Genomic DNA, 17,580 nt, shown 5'->3' on the forward strand with positions numbered 1-17,580 from the left:
GAACCAGCAAAAGAAGCTGAAGAATCAAAAGAAGAAGAAAAAGAACCAGCAAAAGAAGTTGAAGAACCAAAAGAAGAAGTGAAAGAACCAACAAAAGAAATTGAAGAATCGAAAGAAGAAGAAAAAGAGCCAACAAAAGAAGTTGAAGAATCGAAAGAAGAAGTAAAGGAACCGTCAAAAGAAGTTGAAGAATCGAAAGAAGAAGAAAAAGAGCCGGTAAAAGAAACAGGAAAAGAAATTGAAGGTTCAAAAGACGCAGTAAATCAATCCGCAGTAGTTCAAGAAAAAAACGTGGATAATCAAGTTGTGGCAGAAAAAGTAGTAGCGAATCAAAGTGTGAAAGAAAATAAACCAGCAGTTACTAAGCAAGAAGAAAGTAAGAAATCGCTAGGAGCAACAGGTGGTCAAGAAAATAATGTATCTTTATTTGGTGGCTTAGCATTAGTTCTTTCAGCACTGAGTATGTTTGTATTTAGAAAGAGATTATTTAAGAAATAAAAACGCTTAATCTTATTATAATGTAAAACAGTTATATAAGGTGTTAAGAAGAAAGCATGTTTACAACACTATATAATAGAGTAAAAACCCATTCGTATGAAAATTATATTTCATACGAATGGGTTTTATTTAATTTATTTTGCAGCCCTCAGTAATAATGGATTCAGGACTAATCGGAGGACCGAATTCTTCTTTAGGAGAGGTGCTAATCGTTACATAACCTTCTTTATTTTTTGCGGAACTTCTTTTGCTTGTAAATTAACATCTTCTTTTCGAAGCTCCTTAAAGAGCGAAATGACCATAAGAACAACTACGATAGAAAATGGTAGCGCAGCAATTATAGCTGCTATTTGCAGTGCATTTAATCCTCCAGCTTGTAATAAAATAGCAGCAATTATCGCGATTGTTAATCCCCATATAAGTTTTAAACTATTTTTCGGTGATAAGCTTCCGTTACTCGTTTGCATTGAAACAACAAATGTTGCCGAGTCAGCAGAAGTAACGAAAAATGTGGCTACTAAAATTAACCCGATAATTGTTAAAAATGTAGAGAACGGTAGGTGTGAAATAACAGCAAATAATCCAATCTCTGTACCATTTTTTGCGATTTCATCAGCTATACCAAGCGATTGGAACATTTCCATATGGATAGCGGTACCGCCAAATACTGCAAACCAAAATGTACAGATAAGAGTTGGGACTAATACAACTCCAATAATAAATTCTTTTATTGTACGCCCTTTAGAAATACGAGCGATGAATGTACCGACGAATGGAGACCAAGAGATCCACCATCCCCAATAGAAAATAGTCCAGTTTTCAATCCAAGAAGAAGATTTTTCATTAAATGCTCCTAAATTTAATCCCATACTAGGTAAAGCTCCGATATAAGAACCGAGTGTAGATGTGAAATATTTCATAATAAATACAGTCGGTCCTAAAAGTAAAAAGGAGACGAGTAAAATACCTGCAAGAGAGAAATTTAAGTTACTCAAATATTTAATCCCACGATCTAAGCCTGTTTGTGCACTTGTTAAATATAAAACAGCGAAGATGGCGATAAGTACAAGCTGTGTAAGTACAGTGTTATGAATAGAAGGGAATAAATAGCTTAATCCTCCGGCGATTTGTTGAGCACCAATCCCAACAGATGGCACAATACCGAATACTGTGGCTAAAACAGCCAAAATATCGACTGTTTTTCCGATAGGAGAATTTTTCGATCGATTAAATAATGGAGTAACTGTAGCCCCAATTGTGCTACCTTTTTGTTTACGGAATGTGAAATATGCAATTGTTAAAGCAACCATCGCGTATAGTGACCACGGAAAGAGTCCCCAGTGGAAAAATGAATATTGCATAGCGAGTTTGGCGCTTTCCTCTGTACCTGCTTTTCCTGTTAATGGATCTGTAAAATGTGAAATCGGTTCAGTGATTCCATAAAAGAGCAATCCAATTCCCATTCCTGCTCCAAACAACATGGATAGCCAAGATGGATAACTATACTGTGGTTTTTCTCCATCTTTACCAAGACGAATAGAACCGTACTTAGAAAATGCTAAATAAGTGGCTAAAATAATCATTGCGGTCATAAGTAGAGAGTAAAACCATCCAAATTTATTGAGGATAAATGAGTTTAAGGAAGATGTAACACTTTGCAAATCATAGCCTTGTATCCAACTTGCCGGGGTAATTCCCCATATGATGAATAATGTTGTTAGCAAGATGGAGATATAAAATACACTGTTTTCTTTTTTTATCATAGAATCCCACCTTTGTTTAATAAAGTTAACAATTATATTAACTATAACAATTAAAAGATTAATTGTCAAAAAATTCGATTTTTATCTTGTGTAAAAGGACAGTTTAATCGCTATGGATTCATAATTATTGGAGGTTAGATAAAGGTAAGTCTGTTCACGATATGTACAAAATATAGGAAGAAATAATATGAAATATTGCATTTTATATTGTTGTATCTAGATTTTATGTTAAATTCTTCAAGGGAATATATAAATAGGGGGCAATGATATGAACAAGAAATCAAAGATTAATAAAGTGATGCTTAGTATTAGTACAATGGCGCTATCGTTAGGAGCAATTCAAACGAATGTATCAGCAGAAGAAAAGGTGCCATACAATGTATTGCATTCGAAACCAGTTGGGATTGAAAAACCAGTAGATGAGATTGGACATGTTTCTAAAGCAGAGGAAACATTATCGTTTCAAGAACGTTTAAAAGTAGGAGACTTTTCACAGCGACCAGCATCTATTATGAAGAGCTCAGAAGTAAAGCAAATTAAAGAAAGCTATTCAATGGCTGATTTAAACAAAATGAATAATCAAGAATTGGTTGAAACGCTAGGAAGTATTAAATGGAATCAAATTACAGACTTATTCCAGTTCAATGAAGATGCAAAGGTTTTTTATAAAGACAAAGGGAAAATGCAAGCAGTTATAGATGAATTAGCTCACCGAGGTAGTACGTTTACGAAAGATGATTCAAAAGGAATTCAAACGTTTACAGAAGTGTTACGTTCAGCTTTTTATCTCGCATTTTACAATAATGAATTAAGTGATTTAAATGAGAGAAGCTTCCAGGATAAATGTTTACCTGCTTTAAAAGCAATTGCAGCCAATCCAAACTTTAAGCTTGGTACATATGAGCAAGATGCAGTCGTATCTGCATACGGTAAATTAATTAGTAATGCTTCAAGTGATGTGGAAACGGTTCAATACGCATCGAATATTTTAAAACAATACAATGATAATCTTCATACGTATGTAGACGATCGTATGAAAGGACAAGCTGTATACGATATGATGCAAGGTATTGATTATGATATGCAATCTTATTTATTTGAAACTCGTAAAGAAGCAAAAGATACAATGTGGTACGGGAAAATAGATGGATTTATTAATGAAATAAATCGTATTGCTCTTTTAAATGAAGTAACACCAGAAAATAAGTGGCTCGTTAATAATGGAATTTATTTTGCTAGTCGTTTAGGGAAGTTTCATAGTAATCCAAATAAAGGTTTAGAGGTTGTTACACAAGCAATGCATATGTATCCGCGTTTAAGTGAGTCGTATTTTGTTGCAGTAGAACAAATTACAACAAATTATAACGGAAAAGATTATAGCGGTAATACTGTAGATTTAGAGACGATACGTAAAGAAGGAAAAGAACAGTACTTACCAAAAACGTATACATTCGACGATGGATCTATCGTATTTAAAACAGGAGATAAAGTATCAGAAGAAAAAATTAAGAGACTATACTGGGCTGCAAAGGAAGTAAAAGCACAGTATCATCGTGTAATTGGGAATGACAAAGCATTAGAGCCAGGTAATGCAGACGACGTATTAACGATAGTAATCTATAATACTCCAGACGAATATCAGTTAAACAGACAACTGTATGGATATGAAACAAACAACGGTGGCATTTATATAGAAGAAACAGGTACATTCTTTACATATGAGCGTACGCCAGAACAAAGTATTTATAGTTTAGAAGAGTTATTCCGTCATGAGTTTACTCATTATCTTCAAGGGAGATTTGAAGTGCCAGGTTTATTTGGAAGAGGAGATATGTATCAAAATGAGAGATTAACTTGGTTCCAAGAAGGAAATGCAGAATTTTTCGCAGGATCTACTCGTACAAATAATGTAGTACCGAGAAAGAGCATCATTAGTGGATTATCATCTGATCCTGCAAGCCGTTATACAGCAGAGCGCACATTATTTGCTAAATATGGTTCTTGGGATTTCTATAATTACTCGTTCGCATTGCAATCTTATTTATATACACATCAATTTGAAACATTTGATAAAATTCAAGATTTAATTCGTGCAAATGACGTGAAAAATTATGATGCCTATCGTGAGAATTTAAGTAAAGATTCTAAACTAAATAAAGAGTATCAAGAGTATATGCAACAGCTAATTGATAATCAAGATAAATATAATGTACCGGAAGTAGCAGATGATTATTTAGCTGAACATGAACCAAAATCGTTAACAGCAGTAGAGAAAGAAATTAGTGATACGTTGCCAATGAAAGAGGCAAAAATGACAAAACATAGCTCCCAATTCTTTAATACATTTACACTAGAAGGCACATTTACAGGTAGTGTAACAAAAGGTGAATCTGAAGATTGGAACGAAATGAGTAAACGAGTAAATGAAGCACTAGAACAACTGGCGCAAAAAGAATGGAGTGGCTACAAAACTGTTACAGCATACTTCGTCAATTATCGTGTGAATAGTTCAAATGAATTTGAATATGATGTAGTTTTCCACGGTATCGCAAAAGATGATGGAGAAAATAAAGCTCCAACGGTTAATATAAATGGACCTTATAATGGGCTTGTAAAAGAAGGAATTCAATTTAAAAGTGATGGCTCAAATGATGAAGATGGAAAAATTGTTTCTTATTTATGGGAATTTGGAGATGGCAGCACAAGTGCAGAAGTTAATCCAATACATGCATATGAAAGAGAAGGAATTTATAAAGTAGCGTTAAGAGTAAAAGATGATAAAGGTAAAGAGAGCAGAAACGAAACCACTGTTACGATTAAAGATGGAAGTTTAACAGAATTAGAACCAAATAATCGTCCAGAGGAAGCAAATCGTATCGGGCTAAACACTACTATAAAAGGTAGCCTTATCGGCGGAGATCACACCGATGTTTATACATTTAATGTAGCATCAACGAAAAATATCGATATTTCCGTTTTAAATGAGTATGGAATCGGGATGACATGGGTGCTTCATCATGAATCAGATATGCAAAATTATGCCGCTTACGGTCAAGCTAATGGAAATCATATAGAGGCAAAATTTAATGCAAAACCAGGTAAGTATTATTTGTATGTATATAAATATGATAATGGCGATGGAACGTACGAATTATCAGTAAAATAAGTGCTTTTCCAATGTATGTTTAACTTTACTTTTTGTGGGAAATAGTATATTATATAGATATATAATATATCGGTTATTTACTAGGAGGAGCCTGTCACAATAGGTTTCTCCTGTTCTTTTTTAGGGGCCTGTCTTACAGGCTTTTCTTTAAAGGGTAAATAACTGAAAATTAAGAACTATAATCTTTGAAAGAGGTGGGCATACACATAACAAAAAAGGGATTGTTTAAGAGAGGGGGATAAGAAATGGCTTTGTTTGGTTATCCACTTGAAACAATTTATTTATACGGATTTATTATTGCTACTATACTCACTGTTATTTATATCTTTTTTGGAGATATATTTGAATCCATATTTAGTTTTGGAGGCGGATCTGTATCCGTTGTTACTTTATTACTTAGTTTTTTCGCCATGTTATGTGGACTTAGTTATATAGGAGAATATTTATTTTCCTTTAATAGCATTCTTATTTTCGGGTCTGCATTTGCTATATCCTTTATTGGTGTTTTCATAATGAAAATATTAATTTTAAAGCCGATTGCAGAAGCAGAACAAAACACTGTGCAGCGTATGGATGAATTTATTGGTTGTAAGGGAGAGGTCATTACGACTATTCCTACAGAAGGGTTTGGTGAAGTATTAATTTCCTCCCAATTTGGAAACAATGCAATCCTAGCTAAAACAGTTGGAAAGAAAGATATTTCACAAGGAACTGAAGTTATTATCGAGGGAGTCCAAGATGGTGTTCTGCTTGTACAGAACATTGCTTATTCTTTAAAGAAACCAAAATTATAAGGGGGAATTTACATGACGATTCCATTAATTATCGGTGGAGTATTACTCGCAATTTTAATTCTACTCATTTTAGTATTCATTACAAAGTATCGAACAGTTGGACCAGATGAAGCATTAATTGTTACTGGAAACTGGCTTGGTGGCGGGAAAAATGTAGTTACCACTGATGATGGAAAGAAGATTAAGATTATTCGTGGAGGCGGTACTTTCGTAGTTCCGATTATGCAAAGAGCAGAGCCTTTAAGTCTATTAAACTACAAATTAGAAGTGGGAACACGTGATACGTATACGAAACAAGGTGTACCGATTACAGTAAATGGTGTTTCTATTATTAAAGTAGGGTCTACCATTGAAGAAGTTTCTACAGCAGCTGAACAATATTTAGGAAAAGAAACAGAAGAGTTGAAAATAGAAGCAAAAGAAGTTTTAGAAGGGCATCTACGTGCTATTTTATCTTCTATGACAGTAGAAGATGCCTATAGTAATAGAGAGCAATTTGCTCAAAAGGTACATGAAGTAGCTTCTACAGATTTAAAGAAGATGGGACTTCGCATCGTTTCCTTTACAATTAAAGAAATCATGGATAAGAACGGTTACTTAGATGCACTTGGTCAGCCACAAATTGCGATGGTTAAGCGTGATGCAACAGTTGCAAATGCAGAGCGTGAAAAAGAGGCGCGAATTGAAAAAGCTCGTGCTGAGAAAGAAGCGAAAGAAGCTGAGTATCAACGTGATGCACAAATCGCTGAAGCTGAAAAACATAAAGAGTTAAAAGTACAATCTTATAAGAGAGACCAAGAACAAGCTCGCGCAGATGCAGATCTTTCCTATGAATTACAACAAGCAAAAGCGCAACAAGGTGTTACAGAAGAGCAAATGCGCGTTAAAATCATTGAGCGTGAAAAGCAAATTGAATTAGAAGAAAAAGAGATTGCGCGTCGTGAAAAGCAATATGATGCAGAAGTAAAGAAAAAGGCAGATGCAGATCGCTATGCTGTTGAACAATCAGCAGAAGCGGAAAAAGTAAAACAAATGAAAAAAGCAGATGCAGATCAATATAAAATTGAAGCGGAAGCAAGAGCACGTGCAGAAGAAGTTCGTGTAGAAGGTTTAGCGAAGGCGGAAATCGAAAAAGCGCAAGGTCAAGCAAAAGCAGAAGTACAAAAAGCACAAGGTACAGCGGAAGCAGATGTTATCAGATTAAAAGGTTTAGCAGAAGCGGAAGCGAAACAAAAAATTGCAGAGGCATTTGAGTTATATGGCCAAGCGGCGATTATGGATATGGTTCTTAACATGCTTCCAAGTTATGCGAAGGAAGTTGCAAGCCCACTTAGCAACATTGATAAAATTACAGTTGTCGATACAGGTGGCGGTGGTAAAAATAGCGGTGCCGGAAAAGTTGCAGGTTATGCGACTGATTTAATGGCAACGATGCAAGAAACATTAAAAGCTTCTTCTGGCATTGATTTAAAAGAGTTATTAGAAGGATTTGCTGGAAAAGGAGCAGTACAACAATTATCAAACGATAAACCTGTTGTATCTGTAGTAGAAGATGCGAAAAAAGAAGTAGAAAAAGATAAAGAATAGTAAAGCGGTAGGAACCTCTAGTAAGTGAGATACTAGAGGTTCTTCTGTGAATTATAATATTTCGAATAATATACATTTTTATATATTGTTTTAATTATTTAATTTATATAGAATGAAAAAGGTATGTATCAACTCTTCAATAGAGAAAGAGTTGATACATTTGAATCGTATGATTTATATAAAGAAATTAAATGTAAAACAATTACATTTAAAACGGTATGGAGGGGTAGAAATATGTTTCAAGGGAAATTAAGGAGTAGTAGTTTAAAAGCAAAGTTACTTGTGTCATTTGTTATCATTTTGATTCTTCCAAGTATTGTAATTGGTTGGACGTCTTATCAGCAAGCGAAGACAAACTTTAATGAGACGATTTCACAATCGGCGAAAGACAATATAAAAATTTTGGATAATGTAATTAATAAAGAATTGGATAGTAAAAAAGTAGATGCAGTTTATTTTACGAAACTATTTACACAATCAAGTTACCAAACGGATCAAATACAAAATATCCAAAATAAACTAGAAGAATATAATAAGTTACATCCAGAACTGGAAGCCATCTATACTGGATCCAGCAATGGGCAGTTTATTCAATCACCGTCTATTCAAATGCCAGAAGGATATAATCCTACAGAAAGAGATTGGTATAAAGAGGCAGTGAAAAAAAGTGGAGAAGTAATTATTACAGCTCCATATAAATCAAAAACGACAGGAAATATTGTTATTACAATAGCAAAACAAAATGAGGATAAGAGCGGTGTTCTTGGTATTGATTTAATTATTAATGATATCGTAAACACTTCAAAGATGGTTAATATCGGTAAAAGTGGATATGTAGCAATTTTTGATCAAGATAAAAATGTGGTAGCACATCCAACGATGAAGCCAGGTGATAAGGTAGAAGAGAAACTTGAAAAAGAGTTGTACAAACAAGAAACAGGTGATTTTAATTTCAGATTAGATGGTGAAGATCGTCATATCACTTTTAAAACAAATAAGATAACTGGATGGAAAATAGCAGGAATTATGCCTGCAAAAGAAATTATTGAAGCTGCTGAACCTATTTTCTATAAAACGATAACTGTTATTGGTATTTCATTAATAATTGGCGGGATTTTAATTTACTTCATAATTGCTTCTATTATTAATCCGTTAAAACAACTTGTTATATCGTCGAAAAAGATTAGTGAAGGCGATTTAACAGAATCCATTACAGTTCATTCTAAAGATGAAATTGGACAGTTAGGAGAAAGCTTTAACGAGATGGCAGCATCATTACAGAATGTCATTTCCAATATAAATACTTCAGCAGGTCATGTAGCGGCATCTTCAGAAGAATTAACAGCTAGTATGAAGCAGACGAGTGAAGCAACGGAACAAATTACACAAGCGATAGAGCAAGTGTCGAGTGGAGCGGAAATACAAACGAAAGAAGTCGAAGAAGGCGCAACATTATTAGAAGAAGTTACAGAAGGAATTCAACGTGTGGCAGACAGTTCTTCATTAGTATCCACAGCATCTATGTATACGAAGAAAAAGGCTGAAGATGGTGGGAAGTTAGTTGAACAAACGGTGAATCAAATGCAATTAATCCATGAGTCTGTTTCACAATCAGATAAAGTTATTGTTTTGCTAGATGATAAGTCGAAACAAATTGGAGCAATCCTTGAGGTAATTCAACATATTGCAGAGCAGACAAATTTATTAGCATTAAATGCTGCAATTGAGGCTGCGAGAGCTGGAGAACAAGGAAGAGGATTTGCAATTGTAGCAGATGAAGTGCGAAAGTTAGCAGAACAATCAGGACAGTCTTCTACGGAAATTGGAAAACTAGTAAAAGAGATACAATTTGACATAAAAGAAACAGTAAGCTCTATGAAGCAAGTTGGAACAGAAGTACAATCAGGACTTGTAGTTGCAAATGAAACGAAGCAAAGCTTCGCTGAAATATTGAAGTCTACAGATGATACAGTTGTACAAATTGATAGTATGGTAGAAGTAGCGGAACAAATGACAGTAGATGCAAAACAAGTTAGTGCATCTATTAATGAAATTGCAGCTACAATTGAAGAAAATGCAGCAAGCGTTCAAAATATTGCTGGTTCTTCAGAAGAACAATTAGCTTCGGTAGATGAAATCAATGCAGCAGCAGTTCATTTATCGCAAATGGCAGAAGAATTACAAGAGATGATTGGGAAATTTAAAGTGTAATAAAAAATGTTAAGAAACGAGGTAGTAATTGTACTTCGTTTCTTTTTTTGTGAAGATAAAAATAAAGAAATATAGAGTAACCGTGTTATGATTAGTTGTAATCGCAAAAGACTGTAAATTCATTAAATTCTATCTTTAATTATGTTAGGGGAATGGTTTTGAAATTTAAAAAGTTAAAACTACAACCGAGAATCACAATAACAATTAGTACACTTATTCTAGTCGTACTTCTATTAACAAGTTATTTATTTTATTACATATTGTCTGAAACGGTAGAAGAGCAAATTGGGAAACGGGCTTTGCATGTTGCGAAAACAGTTGCTGCTATACCTGAAATAACGGAAGCTTTTCAAAAAGAAAACCCAGCTTCTATCATTCAGCCAATTGCAGAAAAAATTCGAATTGATACAGATGCTGATTTTATTGTAGTTGGAAACAAAGAGGGGATTCGATATGCACATCCTAAGCGAGATAAAATAGGAGAAGCAATGGTTGGTGGAGATAATAAAGGAGTTCTAGTAGAAGGAAAATCTTATATTTCGAAAGCAACTGGATCATTAGGTCCTTCATTACGCGGCAAAGTTCCAATCCGTAATCAGGAAAATGAAATTATAGGCGTGGTGTCTGTTGGATTTTCAATGGATGATATTCATGGAGCGGTAGAAGTATATGGAAAGCGTGTATTTTGGATTACAGTAATAGGTCTTTTAATCGGGATAATTGGTTCTATATATTTAGCCGGAAGTATAAAAAGAATGATGTTTGGGATGGAGCCAGAAGAAATTTCATCTTTATATGAAGAGCATAGTACAGTGATTCAATCTGTACGTGAAGGGATTATTGTAATTGATCACAATGGCATGATTAGTTTAGTCAATCAAGCGGCTTATGATATTCTTTCGTTAGATGAACAGCGTAATATTATTGGAGAATTTATTTTAAATGTAATTCCTAATTCAACGATACTAGATGTACTTCAAACTGGTGAAGAACAGTTTGATCGTCAATTAAATATAAAAGGGCAGGCTGTTATTGCGAACCGTCTACCTATTAAAGTGAAAAATAAAGTAACTGGCGTCGTATCGAGCTTACGTTTGAAATCTGAAATGGATCAGTTAACAGCAGAGTTATCTCAGACGAAGCAATATACAGAGGCATTACGAGCGCAAACGCATGAATATAACAATTTGTTGTATACGCTTTCAGGTCTTATCCAGTTAGAATCATATGAAGATGCTTTAGAGCTTATTCATAAGGAAACAGCGGTATATCAAGATTTTGTTCAATTTATTATGAAGCGAATTCAAAATCCATGGTTAGGTGGAATTTTAATTGGATTCTATAATAGAGCGCGAGAGTTAAAGATTGATTTTATGCTAGATCGAGAAAGTAGCTTAGATAAATTAAGCCCGCATATTGAGAGTAATTACGTCGTTTCTATTTTAGGAAATTTAATTACGAATGCATTTGAAGCAATTGAAAGAAATGAAGAGAATGATAAGAAGGTAAGGATGTTTGTAACTGATATTGGAGAAGAGATAGTAGTTGAAGTGGAAGATTCAGGACAAGGGATTCATGATGAAGTCATTACTAGCATATTTTATAAAGGCTTCTCGACGAAAGAAGGCGGGAAACGAGGATATGGATTAGCAAAAGTGAAAGAGTTAGTAGAAGATTTAAATGGAAGTATTGCAATCGAAAAAGGGGATTTAGGTGGTGCATTATTTATTATTGCATTACCAAAAGAGAGAGGCGAATTGTAATGGGTGAGGAGATTGAAGTATTGATTGTAGAAGATGATATTCGAATTGCGGACATTCATCGTCGTTTTACTGAAAAGATTGAGGGATTTAAAGTAATTGGAACAGCAACGACTGGAGAACAAGCGAAAGAATGGCTAGAGTTTGTGAAGCCACAACTCGTTTTATTAGACGTGTACTTACCTGATATGCAAGGAACCGAACTTGTCACATATATTAGGAATAATTTGCATGATACAGATATTATTATGATTACAGCTGCATCGGAAACAGATGTAGTGAGGCACGCTCTACGAGGCGGAGTAACAGATTATATCGTAAAGCCACTTATGTTTGATCGATTTAAAGCGAGTTTGGAAAGTTACCAAAAAAAGATTGTGCAGTTAAAAAAAACTAATCAATTATCTATAGAACAAATTGAACATTTATGGTCTCAAAGAGGCGTAAAGGGAAATGAAATAGAATATGCCCCGAAAGGGATAGATCCTTTAACTTTAGCAAAAATAAAAAAGCATATGTTAGCAGTTGATGAAGAAGGTATTACGGCAGAAGTGTTAAGCTCAATGGTTGGGGTAAGCCGATCAACAGCGAGGCGTTATTTAGAGTATTTAATATCTGGAAAGAAAGTTCATGCGGAGCTTATATATGGGAGTGTAGGGAGACCAGAAAGAAGGTATTTTCTTGTTTCTTCATAACAAAAAAACAGTAGAGAATTACATTTCTTCTACTGTTTTTTTACGTCTTATATTGGAATAATTCCGATTACAATTCCCGTAATTAACATCACCATTGTCGTTCCAACAGCCCAAAGTAACGTAAAGCGTTGATGTTCACCAAAATCAACTTTGGCCATTCCGACTAATAAATAAGTGGAAGCGACAAGAGGACTTAATAAGTGAACAGGTTGCCCGAGTAATGAAGCACGTCCCATTTCAGCTGCACTAATTCCGTAAGTAGCGGCAGCTTTCGTTAAAATAGGTAATACTCCGAAGTAAAATGCATCATTGGACATGAAAAATGTGAACGGCATACTAAGAAGAGCTGTAATAATCGGTAATTGTGGTCCAAGAGCGTCTGGTATAAGAGTGACTACACTTTGAGCCATTGCATCTACCATTTTTGTTCCTGATAAAATACCAGTGAAAATTCCAGCGGCAAATACGAGAGAAACAACGGCTAATACGTTTCCTGCGTGAGAAGCAATACGTTCTTTCTGTTGTTCTAAGTTCGGATAGTTAAGCATAACAGCAATGGCGAAAGCGATTGTAAATAAAACAGGTAACGGCATAACTTCTAGTATGAGACAGACAAGTAAGGTAACAGTTAATAAAAAGTTAATCCATAGAAGTTTAGGGCGTTTATGAACGGCAGCTTCTACTGTGGCAGCTTGCTCATCCATCGTTTGCATTTGTTTTAAGTATTGTACATCCATAATTCCTAATCGTTTTCTTTCTTTTTTGCCAAGATAGTAAGCAACGAAAACGACCCAAATTGCACCAGCGATCATTCCTGGTATAAGTGGTGTAAAGAGCTCTGATGCGTCTAGTCCAAGAGCACTCATAACCCGAGCTGTCGGTCCGCCCCACGGTGTAAGATTTGTCACTCCTGCTCCTAACATAACAACCCCAGCTAATATAAGTGGATTCATTCCAAGGCGTTTATATAATGGGTACATTGCGGAAACCGTAATCATATACGTTGTTGTTCCATCCCCATCTAATGAAACGATAATAGTAAGAATCGCTGTACCAACAACAATTTTTAAAGGATCTCCTTTTACAAATTTCAAAATCCTACTAATGACAGGATCGAATAAACCGCTATCAATCATAATTCCAAAATACAAAATAGCAAACATAAGCATAATACCAGTAGGTGCTAGTTTTTGAATTCCTTCTAACATCATAGGTCCCATATTTGCATAAAAACCGCCAATTAATGCGAAAGTAATTGGAATTAATATTAATGCTACTAGTGCTGACATACGTTTCGTCATAATTAAAAACATAAAGACAAATACCATCGCAAATCCAAGTAGTGCTAACATGTAATCTCCCCCTCAAGAATGATTGCGCTTTCAAAATGTAACGAAAATTCAGAAAAAGTGTTTTTTATTTATCATAAAAGCATTCATTCAAATGGTAAATAATTTGAAAAATAACATCATTAGAAGCATAATTTTTATTTTGGTCATTTTGTTCACGGTAGTTAATTTGAATTTTTAAAAAGTAAGCTGCTCTCCGTAAGAATGGTAGAATAAGATGAAAATATTGAAGTGTGAAATAGGGAGTAGATTTTATATGAAAACGAGAATTGAAGAGATTTATAGTTCTTATGAAGGAAAAGTAGAAGAGATTTTTGTTAATGAATCTTCTTACGTATATGAGTGGGAAAATTTAATGATGATCCGAAAAAATAACGGTGAGCTTGAAAAAGTTGCGGTCGGTATTAGTGGAAATATAAGGTTAGTAAATGTAGTTGTTGGTCAGCAAATTAATACAGATACATTATTAGTTAAGTTAGAAGACGATTTATTAATTACAGGTTGTGAATGATGAGAGATGTGTAGAAATGGCTACACATCTTTTTTGGTCTTTATATTACAAAAAGTACATTATTTTTTCACAAATCTCACACAACTTTTTGATATGCTCCTTGTGGAAGATACGGTTAGGGAGGAAGTAAAATGAGAACAAAGTATGTGACACTTGCTATATGCTTATTCTTTGTCTTTACAATAGTAGGATGTGGTAAGAAACAAGCAGAGGCTGTAGCAATTGATGAGAAACATGATAAGTGTGATATTTGCCAAATTGGGGTAATGGATAATCAATTTGCAACAGAAGTCATTTTAGAAAATGGAAAAGCGTTAAAGTTTGATGATATCGGTTGTATGTATAAATGGATGGAGATTAATCCAGGTGAAAAGACGAAAGAAAAATTTGTTCGAGATTATGATTCGAAAGAGTGGATTTCGTTAGAAGATGCGACTTACGTATATGATAAAACAATAACGACACCGATGGCTTATAATGTCATTTCATTTGAAAATAAAAAGGATGCAGAAAACTTTGTGTCTAACTATAAAGGGAAAGTTCTTTCATATAAAGAGCTAGCAGAGCATAAATGGGAAATGAATAAAGAGATGATGGGGAACCCGAAAAAGGGAAATCACGGTGGTCATCATTAATACTAAAAAAAGACAACTACATAAGTTGTCTTTTTTAGTATTACTCAGGTGCAAATATAGAAAAGGTGTAAAAATTTTAGAAGAACGGTTACAATGGAATATAGTAACCTAAAGCAATCATTTATGTACTTTTTAGAAATGTATACAAATGCGGTAAAATCGTGCTAAACTAATTGCTTCATAATGTTAATGATGAGGCCATCAGGCACATCATTCCAATAGGTTGAGAAACATAGTATAGGTTTTAAGATAATCCGATTAAAGAAGGAATATAAAGGGCTTATGGATAAATGTACTCAAGAAGAGTTATTGTATGTGATGGAGGAATGGTTAAGAAAACATTATCTTTCATAGGAGCTGTAGTTGTGAGAAAACAAAAAATTTTATTATGTATGTTATTAGGACTTTTAATGACGGTAGTGGCTTGCGATAAGCAAGAGGAGCCAGAATCGAAACCGGTTCATGTGAAAAACGAAAAGAAAAAAGAAAAGCATAAAGAACAGGAAGAACCTAAAGAAGAAAAAAGTATAAATTTAATGGACAAACAGTTGCTACTTTCTGCGACTCTTGGAGACACGGAAACAGCTATGAAGCTGATTCAAGATGGAGCCAATATAAACGTAGAAGGTGACAACGGAGAAACTCCTATCCTTGCAGCAACGTATCAAAATCATGTAGAGACAGTTAAAGCATTAATTGGTGCAGGTGCTAATATTGAAAGGAAAGATGAGAAACAAAGTAATCCATTTCTTTATGCAAGTAGAGAAGGATATACAGACATTGTAAAGCTACTAATTAATGCAGGGGTTAATACGAAAGAAACTACTAAATCAGGTGGAACAGCACTCATTTCTGCATCTGAACGTGGCCATGTAGAGGTCGTAAAAGAGTTATTAGAGCATACAGATATTGATGTGAACTATAGAAATGATCGTGGTGGAACAGCTGTAGTAGAAGCAATCGTATTAGGAAATGGTAGTGAAAACCATAAGAAAGTAATTCAAATGCTTATTGACCACGGGGCAGATGTAAATTTGGCCAATAAGGAAAATATTACGCCACTGCAATATGCTGAAAAAAGAGGTTTTAAAGATATTGCAAATATGTTGAGGTTAGCTGGAGCGAATGAAGTCGTACAGCCACAACCACAACCGGTGGAATAACAAGATAAAGAAATAAAAAGTACGAAATAATCTCATTTAGATAGACAGAATGAAGAAGTCATTTAGTATGATGGATTCAGTAATGTGTATTTGAATGGGATTTTTGTTTTGAAAAAATTGTTTGAAGAGAGGGTATAGTAAATAAGGAGGATAAAACAATTTAAGCCGAGATTTTACTTGTTTATAACCAACTAGGAATAATAAAGTGTGTAAATGAACATGGCAATAAGAAAGCCGTATCCCAAAAAAGGATACGGCTTTTTTTACAAGGAGATAAGGGATCAAAAAAATGAAGAAGTCTTATCTCTTTTATATGAGTAAAGGGTCTAGAATGAATCTTGTCCTTTTCATTATTTATTTAACTCCATTGCAACTTGTTTGCCATTTACGAAAACCTCTGCCACCGCTACTACAACTTCCATCACTTTTTTCATGTCTCATCTCTCCTTGTTTTTTGTTTCATTTCTTACTTTTAGTATAAGGAAATATAGCACTTGCAACTATCGAATTGGATGACAAGAGACTTACATTGTTGTAAGGACAATCGTTTTATTTGTAATAAATGTGATTTCGAATATGGATTCAGAAATTTCTGTTGTTTTGAACTATAATTAGAAAGAGAGTGGCTTAGAAAGAAGGGGATAATATGAAAAGAATTCTTGTTATTAGTGATATTCATGGAGAAATAGAAAAGTTCGAACAGTTATTAGAAGAAGCTCAATATGATGCAAGACAGGATCAATTGATTTTATTAGGGGATTATGTAGATCGTGGTCCCAATGCGCGTGCTGTAATTGAAAAGGTAAAAGCGTTAAAAGAAGAGGGAGCCCTCGTTCTAAAGGGTAATCATGAAGATATGATGATTAAAGCGTTAACGACTGATGAAGAACGTTCATGGAACCATTGGGTAAAAAGGAATGGTGGAGATAAGACTTTATACAGCTATGGCTTTGTAGAAGAAGATATTGTGGTTAATGAAGAAGCCTTCCAAAAACCAATTTTACAATCGCATGTTTTAGAGGAACATGTAAAATTTATTCAAGAATTAGATCATTACATTGAAACAGAAGAGTATATATTTGTACATGCCGGTGTTGAGCCATTGAAGCGAGTTTCGGAATGTGAACCATATACGTTAATGTGGATACGTAATGAGTTTCATAGTGGGTATAGTGGTGAAAAGGTTGTTGTATTTGGTCATACGGAAACAAAAACGTTTCATGGTAGTGAGAATTGCGGCGTGTATTTTGGGAGTAATCGTATTATAGGGATTGATGGCGGTGCTGTATATGGTGGCCAGTTAAATTGTTTAGAATTGCCGAGTAAAAAGGTGTACGTAGTAAAAAGTTGAAAGAGATAAGGGGAGTCTTATTTCTTTCAATTTTTTATTAAGAAAAATTTAAGAAAGAATTTTTATAATAAATCATTCAAATTTTATATTGAGAAAA

Annotated in this window: 13 protein-coding genes and 1 pseudogene; 12 read left to right on the forward strand and 2 right to left on the reverse strand. The window is 34.3% G+C overall.

What is annotated here, in order from left to right; translation table 11 throughout:
* Positions 1-498: LPXTG cell wall anchor domain-containing protein (locus CER22_RS13765; protein ID WP_142293481.1), on the forward strand; the 498-nt coding region annotated here is incomplete at its 5' end.
* Positions 499-710: 212 nt separating this feature from the next.
* On the opposite strand, the gene opuD is transcribed toward CER22_RS13765, so the two are convergent.
* Complete coding sequence (opuD, locus tag CER22_RS13770; protein WP_046956767.1) at positions 711-2,261, reverse strand: glycine betaine transporter OpuD; 1,551 nt, start codon at positions 2,259-2,261, stop codon at positions 711-713.
* Positions 2,262-2,529: 268 nt separating this feature from the next.
* On the opposite strand from opuD, the gene colA reads away from it, so the two are divergent.
* From colA to CER22_RS13800, 7 genes and pseudogenes are all read left to right on the forward strand, one after another.
* Positions 2,530-5,427, forward strand: coding sequence for a collagenase ColA (gene colA / locus CER22_RS13775; protein ID WP_088608946.1), 2,898 nt, complete (start codon positions 2,530-2,532; stop codon positions 5,425-5,427).
* A 245-nt stretch (positions 5,428-5,672) separates the two neighbouring features.
* Entirely contained in the window at positions 5,673-6,221 is a 549-nt protein-coding gene (locus CER22_RS13780; protein WP_001173145.1) for an NfeD family protein, read from the forward strand.
* 12 nt (positions 6,222-6,233) lie between these two features.
* Positions 6,234-7,808, forward strand: a complete 1,575-nt coding sequence (locus tag CER22_RS13785) for a flotillin family protein (RefSeq protein ID WP_000154996.1) — start codon at positions 6,234-6,236, stop codon at positions 7,806-7,808.
* Positions 7,809-8,042: 234 nt separating this feature from the next.
* Positions 8,043-9,077, forward strand: a pseudogene (locus CER22_RS34195) (HAMP domain-containing protein); the annotation flags it as partial.
* Between the two features lie 81 nt (positions 9,078-9,158).
* Complete coding sequence (locus tag CER22_RS34200; protein WP_371399490.1) at positions 9,159-10,019, forward strand: methyl-accepting chemotaxis protein; 861 nt, start codon at positions 9,159-9,161, stop codon at positions 10,017-10,019.
* Positions 10,020-10,171: 152 nt separating this feature from the next.
* Positions 10,172-11,782 carry an ATP-binding protein gene (locus CER22_RS13795; RefSeq protein ID WP_088608947.1) on the forward strand — a complete coding sequence of 537 codons (1,611 nt, stop codon included), beginning with the start codon at positions 10,172-10,174 and terminating at the stop codon, positions 11,780-11,782.
* A complete protein-coding gene (locus CER22_RS13800; RefSeq protein ID WP_088061768.1) occupies positions 11,782-12,474 on the forward strand; it encodes a response regulator in 693 nt (230 codons plus the stop codon). The genes CER22_RS13795 and CER22_RS13800 overlap by 1 nt, the downstream gene beginning before the upstream one ends.
* 47 nt (positions 12,475-12,521) lie before the next feature.
* On the opposite strand, the gene CER22_RS13805 is transcribed toward CER22_RS13800, so the two are convergent.
* Positions 12,522-13,826 (reverse strand): CitMHS family transporter, encoded by a 1,305-nt coding sequence (locus CER22_RS13805; RefSeq protein ID WP_088608948.1) that lies wholly within the window; start codon positions 13,824-13,826, stop codon positions 12,522-12,524.
* 253 nt (positions 13,827-14,079) lie between these two features.
* On the opposite strand from CER22_RS13805, the gene CER22_RS13810 reads away from it, so the two are divergent.
* From CER22_RS13810 to CER22_RS13825, 4 genes are all read left to right on the forward strand, one after another.
* Positions 14,080-14,334: a hypothetical protein gene (locus CER22_RS13810; RefSeq protein WP_087983445.1), complete on the forward strand. Its 255-nt coding sequence runs from the start codon at positions 14,080-14,082 to the stop codon at positions 14,332-14,334.
* 131 nt (positions 14,335-14,465) lie between these two features.
* On the forward strand, positions 14,466-14,969 hold the full coding sequence (locus CER22_RS13815; RefSeq protein ID WP_001259409.1) for a nitrous oxide reductase accessory protein NosL: 504 nt from the start codon (positions 14,466-14,468) through the stop codon (positions 14,967-14,969).
* A gap of 290 nt (positions 14,970-15,259) precedes the next feature.
* Positions 15,260-16,132, forward strand: a complete 873-nt coding sequence (locus CER22_RS13820; protein ID WP_097890741.1) for an ankyrin repeat domain-containing protein — start codon at positions 15,260-15,262, stop codon at positions 16,130-16,132.
* 646 nt (positions 16,133-16,778) lie between these two features.
* The gene (locus CER22_RS13825) at positions 16,779-17,483 is read left to right on the forward strand and encodes a metallophosphoesterase family protein (RefSeq protein ID WP_048562841.1); all 705 of its coding nucleotides are present in this window, start codon (positions 16,779-16,781) and stop codon (positions 17,481-17,483) included.
* Positions 17,484-17,580: the final 97 nt, after the last annotated feature.

The organism is Bacillus sp. K2I17 (assembly GCF_002209985.1).
Classification (GTDB): Bacteria; Bacillota; Bacilli; order Bacillales; family Bacillaceae_G; genus Bacillus_A; species Bacillus_A wiedmannii.